Source organism: Staphylococcus hsinchuensis, assembly GCF_038789205.1.
Taxonomy (GTDB): domain Bacteria; phylum Bacillota; class Bacilli; order Staphylococcales; family Staphylococcaceae; genus Staphylococcus; species Staphylococcus hsinchuensis.
Genome location: NZ_CP128355.1, coordinates 1795348 through 1807727, shown reverse-complemented (window position 1 = coordinate 1807727; position 12380 = coordinate 1795348). Strand labels below are relative to the sequence as shown.

Genomic DNA, 12380 nt, shown 5'->3' with positions numbered 1-12380 from the left:
AGTGTAAGATTTAATTGACAATGACCATTGATAGCATTCTTTGTGTTCGTCTTACATGCATTCATAAATTTTAAAGTTATATTCACTATGTGTTTTCAAATTTAAAATTTTAAATTTCGAGCGCTTCTATGCTTATATTTTAGTATTTATTTTTGTAACAGAAAATTTAATAAGATAAAATGATATTAAACTAATTTTTCAGGAAAAGGAGCACCTATATGCCAGGAATTATTCAAATTGATGACATCAATGAAGCTCAAGCTCTCATTGGAAATAATGATGAACATATCAAAGCCATTGAGGAAGGATTTGATGTCATTGTTCATGCTCGAGGACAAGAAGTTTCAGTTAAGGGAGAACGTATCGAGCATGTTGAAAAAGCAGAATCAGTACTCATTAATCTATTAAAAGTTATACAACAAGACGTTACCATTACGCTTAAAGATGTTGAAGCCGCAATTAAAATGGCTCAAAATGGTAAGATCCAATATTTATTAGATTTATATGATGATGAGATTACTAAAGATGCCTTTGGTAAGGTTATACGTGCTAAAACAATGGGACAACGCCTATACGTGAATGCGATGCATCATAATGATTTAGTATTTGGTGTAGGTCCTGCTGGTACAGGGAAGACATTTTTAGCTGTGGTTTATGCCGCTAAACAACTCCGAAAAGGGAATGTAAAGCGAATCGTGTTAACTAGACCTGCAGTAGAAGCAGGGGAATCATTAGGTTTCTTACCAGGAGATTTAAAAGAAAAAGTCGATCCATATTTACGTCCTTTATACGATGGTTTAAACACAGTTTTAGGTAGAGAACAAACTGAACGTTTTATTGATAGAGGAATCATCGAAATTGCACCACTTGCATATATGCGTGGTCGTACGTTAGATGATGCGTTTGTAATCTTAGACGAAGCACAAAATACAACACATGCTCAAATGAAAATGTTTTTAACACGTTTAGGATTTGGTTCTAAAATGATAGTAACAGGTGACCACACACAAATAGATTTACCAAAAGGTGTTAAGAGCGGATTAAAAGAAGCGATTAAAAAACTTAAAGATGTTAAAGGATTAAGTATTCACCATTTAGACCAAAGCGATGTCGTACGTCATCCATTAGTAAGTAAAATTATAGATCGGTATGAAGGAGAGAACTAAATGTTTACAATAGATTTTAGTGATCATACAAATATAGTTGAAACGGAATGGATTGAACAAATCGAGAAATTATTGAATTTTGCAAAAGACCAAGAAGGTATAGAGAGTGATGCAGAATTATCCATTACATTTGTAGATAAAGAAGAAATTCAAAATATTAATAAAATGTATCGCGATAAAGATAAAGTAACAGATGTTATTTCGTTTGCATTAGAAGAAGATGAACCAGTTATACATGATATTGACATGCCTCGTGTATTAGGCGATATTATTATCTGTACAGATGTTGCAGCTGAACAAGCCGAAACTTATGGCCATACCTTTGAAAGAGAACTAGGTTTTCTAGTATTACATGGTTTCTTACATTTACTTGGATATGATCATATGAATGAAACTGATGAAAAGCAAATGTTTGGTCGACAAGATGAGATATTAAATGCCTATGGCTTAACAAGAGATTAGGGCATTATTATGAAAAGATTTTCTTATGCATTTCAAGGTATGTGGGTCTTGTTGAAGAAAGATTATAAATTTTTGATGCATTTAATAACAGCATTCGTTGTCGTTTGTTTTGGTTTTTTCTTTAACATTTCACGCATAGAATGGCTCTTAATCATCGTTTCAATAGGTCTTGTTATCGCATTTGAAGTAATCAATACTGCTGTGGAGTATGTGGTGGATTTAGTAACTGAAGATTATCATCCTTTAGCTAAACATGCTAAAGATGTTGCCGCGTTTAGCGTGTTAATTGCTGCTATTGTGGCATTTATTGTTGGATTACTCATCTTTATACCTCACATTTTTAAGTAAGTTACTACAATTAAAACAAGGTAAGTAGAGAAAGTAATACAAAGGAACATCTCTTTTCTTTGAAACTTAGAATCTCTACTATTTATTTAGGAGTGATTTATTTGGCATATCAACAACATTATTTTGAAGCAGTAAGAGAGGCACAATCTCGAGCGTATGCACCTTATAGTCAATTTAAAGTAGGCGCTTATTTAGTTACTAAACATGGCCAAACATATTCAGGTGCCAATGTAGAAAATGCAGCTTATCCTATGGCTATTTGTGCTGAGCGTTCAAGTTTAGTAGCAGCAATATCAGATGGCGTTCAACCTGGTGAATTTGAATCAATTACGATTACTGTAGATGCAGAACAACCATCGTCACCGTGTGGCGCATGTCGCCAGTTCTTAAAGGAATTATGCGATGATGATATGCCAGTATATATGACAAATCACAAAGGTGAAATAATCGAATCAACGGTGGGTGAGTTATTACCGTTAGGATTTTCTGGAAAGGATTTAACAAAATGACAGAACATAAATCAGGATTTATATCAATAATAGGTAGACCCAATGTAGGTAAGTCTACTTTTATGAACCACGTTTTAGGACTTAAAATTGCAATTATGTCGGATAAAGCGCAAACTACTAGAAATAAAATTCAAGGTGTTATGACACAAGATGATGCTCAAATCATCTTTTTAGATACACCAGGTATCCATAAACCTAAACATAAACTTGGAGATTATATGATGAAAGTTGCCAAGAATACATTATCGGACACTGATGCGATTATGTTTATGGTTAACGTCACTGAAGAAATTGGTCGTGGTGATGAATTTATCATGGAAATGCTAAAAGATGTTAAAACACCAGTCTTTTTAGTATTAAATAAAATTGATTTAGTGCATCCAGATGCGTTAATGCCTAGAATTGAACAATATAAAGAATATATGGAATTCACAGATGTGATTCCAATTTCAGCACTAGAAGGGTTAAATGTTGATCACTTTATTGAAGTGCTTAAATCATACTTACCAGAAGGACCAAAATATTACCCTGATGACCAAATTTCTGACCATCCTGAACAATTTGTCGTAAGTGAATTAATACGTGAAAAGATTTTACATTTAACAAGTGAAGAGATTCCTCATGCTATCGGGGTGAATGTAGACCGAATGATAAAAGAGTCAGAGGATAGAGTTAGAATTGAAGCCACGATTTTTGTCGAAAGAGATTCACAAAAGGGTATTATAATCGGAAAAGGTGGTAAAAAGTTAAAAGAAGTTGGAAAACGAGCAAGAATTGACATCGAAAGATTACTCGGTTCAAAAGTTTATTTAGAGCTTTGGGTTAAAGTACAGAAAGATTGGCGTAATAAAGTTAATTTCATACGTCAAATGGGATATTTAGAAGATCAAGATTAAGTTGGAAGTCGGTGAGCTATCATGTTAATCAAACAAAAAGGAATTATTATTAAAACGGTTGATTATGGCGAATCCGATAAAATCATAACGATATTAAATGAATATGGTGCCAAAGTACCTCTAATGGTACGCAGGGCAAAAAAGAACAAACAAGGGTTGCAGGCAAATACGCAACTCTTTGTTTATGGTTTATTTATTTATTCAAAATGGAAGGGCATGGGATCTTTAAGTTCAGTTGATGTAATCGAGCAAAATTATCATTTGCGATTAGACATTTATGAAAGTAGTTATGCGAGTTTATGCACTGAAGCTATAGATCGTTCAATCGAATACGACGAGATTTCTCAATTTAGTTATGATTTATTGCATTTTATTCTTGAAAAGATTAAATCAGGTGTTTCAGCTCAGTTGATGTCAGTCGTTGTATTACTGAAATGTATGTCTCGTTTTGGATTCAGTGCAATTTTTGATCATTGCGTAGTCACAGGTAATACAGACCAATCTCAGCTTGTAGGTTATAGCTTTAAATTCGATGGAGCTATTTCACAAAAGGTTATACATCAAGATCCATATGCTTTCAAAATATCTAATAAAACATTGTACTTATTAGATATATTACTTAAATTACCAATTAATCAAATGAATAGTTTGAATATACATGGTGATGTCGTAGACGAAATGTCAGAATTAATTATATTACTATATAAAGAGTACGCAGGGACGTACTTCAAAAGTCAAAAATTAATCAATCAACTTAATCGATTAGAAGATATATAAAACCCGGAAAGTGATGAAATCTCACTCTCCGGGTTTGTTGTTTATATAAGTGTGATTATGAATTAAAAAGTAACTCTTTCAGCTAGGAATGATTCAAGCTCAGAAATTGGCATACGCACTTGTTCCATTGAATCGCGATCACGTACTGTAACTTGTTGATCTTCTAATGAGTCGAAGTCGAATGTGATACAGTATGGTGTACCGATTTCGTCATGACGACGGTAACGTTTACCAATTGATTGTGATTCATCAAAGTCGATTGAGAATTTAGTACTTAGTTGTTCAAAGACTTTGATTGCTTCGCTTGATAATTTTTTACTTAATGGTAATACTGCTGCTTTATATGGTGCTAAGGCAGGGTGGAAACGTAATACAGTTCTAGCATCTTTACTACCTTCAACGCCTTCTTCTTCATATGCATCACATAAGAATGCAAGTGTCACACGATCTGCACCTAATGACGGTTCGATACAATATGGTAAATATTTTTCACCTGTTTCTTGATCATGATATCTGAAGTCTTCACCAGAATGTTCACTATGTTTCTTCAAGTCAAAGTCTGTACGACTTGCGATACCCCATAGTTCACCCCAGCCGAATGGGAAGCGGTATTCAATATCAGTTGTGGCATTTGAATAGTGAGATAATTCATCTGCATCATGATCACGTAAACGTGTGTTGTCTTCGCTTAAGTTTAAGTCTTTAAGCCATTGACTTGCGAATGTTTTCCAGTAATTTTGCCATTCAATTTCTTCGCCTGGTTTACAGAAGAATTCTAATTCCATTTGTTCGAATTCACGTGTTCTAAAGATGAAGTTACCAGGTGTAATTTCATTACGGAATGATTTACCAATTTGACCAATTCCGAATGGTAACTTTTTACGCATTGTACGTTGAACATTTTTATAGTTCACGAAAATACCTTGAGCTGTTTCAGGGCGTAAGAAAAGTTCGTTAGTAGTATCTTCGGTAACACCTTGGAACGTTTTGAACATAAGGTTGAATTGACGAATGTCTGTCCAATTTGCTGTGCCACTTACTTCACAAACAATACCTTCTTCGTCAATAATGCGTTTCATTTCATCAAAGCTTAGACCGTCAGCTACGAAATCTTCATCGCCTTTTTCTTCAGCCATGTAGTTTTCAATTAATTTGTCAGCACGGTAACGAATCTTACTGTCTTTATTATCGATCATTGGATCATTAAAGTTACCTAAATGGCCAGATGCTTCCCAAGTTTTTGGGTTCATTAATATTGCAGCATCGATACCAACGTTATATGGGGATTGCGTGATGAACTTTTGCCACCAAGCTTTTTTAACGTTGTTCTTTAATTCAACACCTAGTGGACCGTAATCCCATGTGTTTGATAAACCACCATAAATGTCACTTCCTGGAAATACAAAACCTCTATGTTTTGCTAATTGAACAATCGTTTCCATATCTTTTGCCATTAAAAAACACTCCTTTTTTTACATAAAAACGCCCCAAGACCAAGAATAAGCCATAAAAGAGCTCACTCAAGGTCTTGGGACGAGTTAATTTTAAAATTTCATTAATTAAATGTATAAATGAATTATTATTTCATAACCCGCGGTTCCACCCAAATTAGTGTGTACACTCGCTTTCAAAGTCATTAAATTGTAGCCAAATATTTATGTTAAGCTCCCACCAACCTTAACTCGCTTTATATACTAATTTTAATGTATTGCTTATTTATTCGCAAGTAAATACATGTATTTGTGGCAATTTTAATTTCAATGTATAATTAATATGAACGAGTGAAAGGGTGAAGTCTTATAGAACTTAATAAAAGACAACAACAAATTGTTGAAATTGTTAAAAGTAATGGCCCGATAACGGGTGAACGAATTGCAGACCGACTCGATTTAACACGCGCTACACTTAGACCTGATTTAGCTATTTTAACAATGTCTGGTATTTTAGAAGCTCGTCCAAGAGTAGGTTATTATTATTCTGGTAAACCAAAGAATAAATTAATAACGGATGAGTTAAAGCAATATATTGTTAAAGATTATGCATCTTTACCGGTTGTAGTTAAAGACGAAATGTCGATATACGATGCGATTTGTACGATTTTCCTAGAAAATGTCAGTACGTTATTTGTCATTAATAAAAATGGAGATTTTTTCGGTGTATGTTCTCGAAAAGATTTATTAAGAGCGTCTATGATTGGAGAGGATATACATACGATGCCAGTGAATATAATAATGACACGCATGCCTAATTTACATTATATTTTCGAAGATGAAAAGGTTGTTCATGCAGCAAAGTTAATGATTGATAAAGAAGTAGATTCTTTACCTATAGTTACAACTAAAGATAACGGTAAATTAGAAGTTAAAGGACGTATTTCTAAAACGACAATTAATAAAATCTTTGTATCATTATCTAATGAATAGGTGGTTTATATAAATGGAAAATATTAGAATTATTGTGGCCTCAGATTCTGTAGGAGAAACTGCTGAACTTGTCGCAAGAGCTTGTTTATCACAATTCAATCCTAAACAGTGTGAAAGAGAAGTAAGTAGATATCCATATATTGATGCACTTGAAAATGTAGACGAAGTTATTCAAGTAGCAATCGATGCAGATGCTATTGTTGTGTATACATTAGTAAAACCTGAAATTCGTAAATATATGGAAGCTAAGGTACGTGAAAATAATATTCAAGCAGTTGATATTATGGGACCATTAATGAATATTTTATTAGAAAAGTTCGATGAAGAACCCTATTTTGAACCAGGGCTCGTACACCAACTGGATGAGGCGTATTTTAAAAAGATCGATGCTATTGAATTCGCAGTTAAATATGACGATGGTAAAGATCCGAAGGGATTATCAAAGGCCGATATTGTATTATTGGGTATTTCTAGAACTTCAAAAACACCACTTTCCCAATATTTAGCACATAAAAGCTATAAAGTTATGAATATACCGATCGTGCCTGAAGTAACACCACCAGATGATTTATTCGAAATCGATCCTTCAAAATGTATTGCTTTGAAGATAAGTGAAGAAAAGCTGAATCGAATTCGCAAAGAACGATTAAAGCAACTAGGTTTAGGTGATCATGCAAGATATGCAACTGAACAACGAATAGAAGAAGAGTTGAATTATTTCCACGAACTTGTAGACAAAGTAGGTTGTCCGGTCATAGATGTATCTGATAAAGCAATTGAAGAAACTGCTAATGATATTATAAGCATCATTGAGCAAAATCGTTTTACAAATTAATACAATAGTATATAATAGTAACCCAACATTTGATAGGTGATAAATTTGAAGATCGATCAAGAGACAATTAATACGATAAAAGCGCGAACAGACATATTAGATTTAGTGAGTGAATATGTCAAATTAGAAAAAAGAGGACGTAATTATATAGGACTATGTCCATTCCACGATGAAAAAACACCTTCATTTTCAGTATCAGAGGATAAGCAAATATGTCATTGTTTTGGTTGTAAAAAAGGTGGAAATGTCTTTCAATTCATACAAGAAATTAAAGGGATTTCCTTTACTGAAGCGGTGAAAGAACTCGGTGAACGTGTCGATGTTAAAGTAGACATAGGAGACAGTCACAACAATCCTTCTCACCAAGTTGCTTCAGAAGATTTACAGATGATTGAAATGCATGAACTTATGCAAGCATATTATCATTATGCTTTAAAAAAGACAGTAGAAGGTGAACAAGCTTTAAACTATTTGAAACAACGTGGTTTTACTGATGAATTAATTGATAAACGTAAAATAGGTTATGCACCGAATAGTGCTAAATTTTGTCATGACTTTTTAGAGCAGAAAGGTTATGACATACAACTCGCATATGAGTCTGGTTTGTTATCCCGTAACGAAGAGAATTTCAGTTACTATGATCGTTTTAGGGATCGGATTATGTTTCCTTTAAATAATGCACAAGGTCGTACAGTAGGATATTCAGGTAGAACATATACGAATCAAGAACCTAAATATTTAAATAGTCCTGAAACACCGATTTTCCAAAAACGAAGATTACTTTATAATTTAGACTTTGCGAGAAGATCTGTGAGACAAAGTGACGAAATTATTTTATTAGAAGGATTTATGGATGTTATTAAGGCTGATCAAGCAGGCCTTAAACAAGTTGTCGCTAGTATGGGAACAAGCCTTTCTCAAGAACATATGACTTTCATAAAAAAACTCACTTCCAATGTGACACTTATGTTTGATGGTGACCGTGCCGGTAGTGAAGCAACGCTAAAGACAGGTCAATTATTATTGCAACAAGGTTTGAATGTATTTGTTATCTCATTACCCAATGGTATGGATCCGGATGAATACATTGAAAAGCATGGTGCAGAAGCCTTCAATTACTTCGTGGAACATGAGAAAAAATCGTTTATCCTATATAAAGTTGCTTTACACAAAGATGAAATTGAAAATAATGATTTAGCTTATGAAAAATATTTAAAAGAAATTATCAATGATATTTCGTACATGAAATCTAATATTCTTCGCAAAAAGATATTGCAAGACGTGTCAGAATTGTTTAAAGTAAGCATTGATAGTCTAAATAAGGAAGTAGGATATAATCACACAGATTACAATTCATACAATCAAACACCTACTGTCCCGCAATTTTCTAACTTATCTAAAGAGGAGAAAGCAGAACGAGCACTCTTGAAACACTTTATGAATGATAAAGATATATTTTTAAATAATCATAAATTAATTGAGTTAGAAGACTTTACAAATCAGTATTTTAAGCGTATATTTAATGTTTTATGTGATTTCTATTCTGAACATGATATGTTCAATTTAAGCGACGTGTTACCATACATCGATTCAAACGAAGTTAAAGAAGTAATGTTTTCATTAGATAATTATGTAATAAATAATGAACCATTTGAAAATGAAATCGATGATTATATCAACACTATGACGATGAATAGAAATGAAGAAACGATTGAGACGCTTAACCACAAGCTACGGGAGGCAAATAGGTTAGGTGATTTTGAACTGCAGAAGTATTATTTAGAAAAGATAGTTAACTACAATAAAAACAATAAAAATTAAATTGATAATGAATATATGTGTATATAAATGCAATATACAACATGTTCAATGTAATATATTATGAAAATTGACAATTTTACTTTTCAATTATTATTTACATGTTGATATTATATTCGGGAGGCCATTTCATGTCAGGAAATAAAGTTAAAGTAAAGAAACAAACAATAGACCCATCTCTAACTTTAGACGATGTAAAAAAACAATTGATTGAAAAAGGTAAAAAAGAAGGTCATTTGAGTCACGAAGATATCGCTGAAAAAATGCAAAATTTCGATATGGATTCTGACCAAATGGATGAATTCTTTGACCAAATCGCAGACAATGACATAAGTTTAGTAAATGAAAAAGATAGTTCTGATACTGATGAAAAATTAAATCCCAATGATTTAAGTGCGCCTCCAGGTGTCAAAATTAATGACCCTGTTCGAATGTATTTAAAAGAAATCGGTCGAGTAAATTTATTAAGCGCACAAGAAGAAATTGAATTAGCAAAACGTATAGAGCAAGGCGATGAAGTTGCGAAGTCCCGATTAGCAGAAGCTAACTTACGTTTAGTAGTAAGTATCGCCAAAAGATATGTAGGTAGAGGTATGTTATTCCTTGATTTAATTCAAGAAGGTAACATGGGACTTATTAAAGCCGTTGAAAAGTTCGACTTTAATAAAGGATTTAAATTCTCAACATATGCAACATGGTGGATTCGTCAAGCAATCACAAGAGCGATTGCCGACCAAGCTCGTACAATTCGTATACCTGTGCATATGGTCGAAACGATTAATAAGTTAATTAGAGTACAAAGACAACTATTACAAGATTTAGGTAGAGATCCAGCACCAGAAGAGATTGGTGAGGAAATGGATCTACCACCTGAAAAAGTAAGAGAAATATTAAAAATAGCACAAGAGCCTGTGTCATTAGAAACACCAATCGGTGAAGAAGATGACAGTCATTTAGGTGATTTCATAGAAGATCAAGAAGCACAAAGCCCTTCAGATCATGCTGCTTATGAATTGTTAAAAGAACAATTAGAAGATGTTCTTGACACATTAACAGATAGAGAAGAAAACGTGCTACGTTTACGTTTTGGTTTAGATGATGGTAGAACACGTACATTAGAAGAAGTTGGTAAAGTCTTTGGTGTAACAAGAGAACGTATTCGTCAAATCGAAGCAAAAGCACTAAGAAAGTTAAGACATCCTAGCAGAAGTAAACGCCTAAAAGACTTCATGGACTAAAATATAAGCTCTTTTGTACGATGATGTACAAAAGAGCTTTTTACATATATTAAAGAGGAGATACGAAAATGATTTCTTTAAATCAAAGGTTAACGCATGTGAGTCGTTATATTATAGGTGATTTTCTTGTCGATATTGGCTCAGATCATGCATATTTGCCAATTTATGCAATTGAAAATCAAATGATTGAAAAAGCTATCGCTGGTGAAGTAATCACTGGCCCATATGAAGCTTCGCAGAAAAACGTGAAACACAATCAGATGACTAATGTAATAGATGTTCGTTTAGGTGATGGTCTCTCCGTTTTGAATGGTGATGAAAAGGTAACATCAATTACAATTTGTGGAATGGGTGGCCCATTAATTGCTAAAATCTTAAATGAAGGTGCCAAAAAATTAACGCATCAACCGCGTTTGATTTTACAAAGTAATATACAATCCAGCGCAATTCGAGAATTATTACCTGAAATCAACTACCAATTAGTAGCAGAAGAAATATTAGAAGAAAAAGGCCATATTTATGAAATTCTAGTATGTGATCCAACTACCACGTCGCATAATCTTTCTGCATTAGAAATTAAATTTGGTCCTTATTTGCTTGAAAATAAAGATGCTTTATTTTATAAAAAATGGCAACGTGAGCTTGATGCATTATTTAAAATAAAAGCTAATTTAAATCCACAACAACATGCCAACCGTTTAACAGAAATTAATAGAGAAATTGAAATGATACAAGAGGTGATTTAAGTGAAAATAAATCAATTATTAAATATTATAAATACTCATGTACCATTAAATACTGCTGAGTCTTGGGATAATGTAGGATTACTCATTGGTGATAATGATTCAGAAATAACCGGAATTTTAACGGGTCTCGACTGTACTGAAGAGGTCGTGGATGAAGCGATTTCTAAAAAATGCAACACGATTATATGTCACCATCCACTCATTTTTAAAGGCGTAAAACAAATTGTCGAACAAGACGGGTATGGTGCAATTATTCGTAAATTGATTGAACATCAAATCAATTTAATTGCGCTACACACTAATCTAGATGTTTATCCAAGTGGCGTAAATGCCATGTTAGCCAACCATTTAAAACTACAACAACAACGAATTTTAAATCCAGAAACAATACATTACTATAAAGTGCATGTTTTTATCCCTCAAACACACCTTGAAACGTTTAAAAATAATCTTTCTCAGCATGGTTTAGCACAAGAAGGTGAATACGAATATTGTTTCTTTGAAAGTTCTGGAACAGGTCAATTTAAGCCAGTTGGAAACGCTCAGCCGTATTTAGGAGACGTAGGAAAAATTGAACACGTTGAAGAATATAAAGTTGAATTTATGATTAACAAACATCAACGACAAACAGCTCAACAATTAGTTGAAAAATACCACCCGTACGAAACACCTGTTTATGATTTTATTAAAATGGAAAAAACAGCTGATTACGGTCTAGGTATGATAGGTGAGTTAGAAGAAAGTATGTCAGTACAAGAATTTGTTGATCATGCTAAAGATGCATTAAAAATGCCTAGTGTAAGATTTGTTGGTGATAATAAGCAGCAAATTAAAAAAGTAGCTATTATTGGTGGTTCTGGCATTGGGTTCGAATATCAAGCTGCTCAGCAAGGTGCAGACATCTTTGTAACTGGTGATATTAAACATCATGATGCTTTAGATGCAAAAATAGCTGGTGTTAACTTGCTCGATATTAATCATTACAGTGAATATGTAATGAAACAAGGACTCAAAGATTTATTGTATCTCTGGTTAGATGGCGAAGACAGTTCACTGAATATCATTGAATCAGAACTTAACACAGATCCTTTTGAATATATGTAAGCATTCAAGTAATTATTAATAAATTGAAATTTAGTTCAAAATTAATTAGTAATCCATT

13 protein-coding genes are annotated in these 12380 nt (G+C 33.1%); 12 read left to right on the top strand and 1 reads right to left on the bottom strand.

Annotated features, from left to right (window positions below):
* The first annotated feature begins 218 nt into the window (after positions 1-218).
* The 6 genes from QQM35_RS08995 (at position 219) to recO (ending at position 4158) form a co-directional block, all read left to right on the top strand.
* The gene (locus tag QQM35_RS08995; RefSeq protein ID WP_251520437.1) at positions 219-1166 is read left to right on the top strand and encodes a PhoH family protein; all 948 of its coding nucleotides are present in this window, start codon (positions 219-221) and stop codon (positions 1164-1166) included.
* Positions 1167-1628 (top strand): rRNA maturation RNase YbeY, encoded by a 462-nt coding sequence (gene ybeY, locus QQM35_RS08990; RefSeq protein ID WP_251520449.1) that lies wholly within the window; start codon positions 1167-1169, stop codon positions 1626-1628.
* Between the two features lie 9 nt (positions 1629-1637).
* Complete coding sequence (locus QQM35_RS08985; protein WP_251942872.1) at positions 1638-1976, top strand: diacylglycerol kinase family protein; 339 nt, start codon at positions 1638-1640, stop codon at positions 1974-1976.
* Between the two features lie 101 nt (positions 1977-2077).
* Positions 2078-2485 (top strand): cytidine deaminase, encoded by a 408-nt coding sequence (cdd, locus tag QQM35_RS08980; protein WP_251520502.1) that lies wholly within the window; start codon positions 2078-2080, stop codon positions 2483-2485.
* Entirely contained in the window at positions 2482-3381 is a 900-nt protein-coding gene (gene era / locus QQM35_RS08975) for a GTPase Era (protein ID WP_342610338.1), read from the top strand. Before cdd ends, era begins: the two co-directional genes overlap by 4 nt.
* Positions 3382-3402: 21 nt before the next feature.
* Complete coding sequence (gene recO, locus QQM35_RS08970; RefSeq protein ID WP_251520561.1) at positions 3403-4158, top strand: DNA repair protein RecO; 756 nt, start codon at positions 3403-3405, stop codon at positions 4156-4158.
* A 62-nt stretch (positions 4159-4220) separates the two neighbouring features.
* Here the strand turns inward: recO and QQM35_RS08965 are convergent, their stop codons facing one another.
* Complete coding sequence (locus QQM35_RS08965; RefSeq protein WP_251520564.1) at positions 4221-5612, bottom strand: glycine--tRNA ligase; 1392 nt, start codon at positions 5610-5612, stop codon at positions 4221-4223.
* 345 nt (positions 5613-5957) lie between these two features.
* On the opposite strand from QQM35_RS08965, the gene QQM35_RS08960 reads away from it, so the two are divergent.
* From QQM35_RS08960 to QQM35_RS08935, 6 genes are all read left to right on the top strand, one after another.
* Positions 5958-6581: a helix-turn-helix transcriptional regulator gene (locus QQM35_RS08960; protein ID WP_251520967.1), complete on the top strand. Its 624-nt coding sequence runs from the start codon at positions 5958-5960 to the stop codon at positions 6579-6581.
* A 13-nt stretch (positions 6582-6594) separates the two neighbouring features.
* A complete protein-coding gene (locus QQM35_RS08955; protein ID WP_251520567.1) occupies positions 6595-7416 on the top strand; it encodes a pyruvate, water dikinase regulatory protein in 822 nt (273 codons plus the stop codon).
* Between the two features lie 45 nt (positions 7417-7461).
* Positions 7462-9237, top strand: coding sequence for a DNA primase (gene dnaG, locus QQM35_RS08950; protein WP_251942878.1), 1776 nt, complete (start codon positions 7462-7464; stop codon positions 9235-9237).
* A 128-nt stretch (positions 9238-9365) separates the two neighbouring features.
* Positions 9366-10472 (top strand): RNA polymerase sigma factor RpoD, encoded by a 1107-nt coding sequence (gene rpoD, locus QQM35_RS08945; protein ID WP_251520573.1) that lies wholly within the window; start codon positions 9366-9368, stop codon positions 10470-10472.
* Positions 10473-10540: 68 nt separating this feature from the next.
* Positions 10541-11218, top strand: a complete 678-nt coding sequence (locus tag QQM35_RS08940) for a tRNA (adenine(22)-N(1))-methyltransferase (RefSeq protein ID WP_251520590.1) — start codon at positions 10541-10543, stop codon at positions 11216-11218.
* Entirely contained in the window at positions 11219-12322 is a 1104-nt protein-coding gene (locus QQM35_RS08935; RefSeq protein ID WP_251520604.1) for a Nif3-like dinuclear metal center hexameric protein, read from the top strand.
* The last annotated feature ends 58 nt before the right edge of the window (positions 12323-12380 follow it).

Excerpts from the sequence above, each read along its gene's own strand:
- QQM35_RS08995 (WP_251520437.1), top strand. The coding sequence starts at position 219 with ATGCCAGGAATTATTCAAATTGATGACATCAATGAAGCTCAAGCTCTC.
- ybeY (WP_251520449.1), top strand. The coding sequence starts at position 1,167 with ATGTTTACAATAGATTTTAGTGATCATACAAATATAGTTGAAACGGAA.
- QQM35_RS08985 (WP_251942872.1), top strand. The coding sequence starts at position 1,638 with ATGAAAAGATTTTCTTATGCATTTCAAGGTATGTGGGTCTTGTTGAAG.
- era (WP_342610338.1), top strand. The coding sequence starts at position 2,482 with ATGACAGAACATAAATCAGGATTTATATCAATAATAGGTAGACCCAAT.
- recO (WP_251520561.1), top strand. The coding sequence starts at position 3,403 with ATGTTAATCAAACAAAAAGGAATTATTATTAAAACGGTTGATTATGGC.
- QQM35_RS08965 (WP_251520564.1), bottom strand. The coding sequence starts at position 5,612 with ATGGCAAAAGATATGGAAACGATTGTTCAATTAGCAAAACATAGAGGT.
- QQM35_RS08955 (WP_251520567.1), top strand. The coding sequence starts at position 6,595 with ATGGAAAATATTAGAATTATTGTGGCCTCAGATTCTGTAGGAGAAACT.
- rpoD (WP_251520573.1), top strand. The coding sequence starts at position 9,366 with ATGTCAGGAAATAAAGTTAAAGTAAAGAAACAAACAATAGACCCATCT.
- QQM35_RS08940 (WP_251520590.1), top strand. The coding sequence starts at position 10,541 with ATGATTTCTTTAAATCAAAGGTTAACGCATGTGAGTCGTTATATTATA.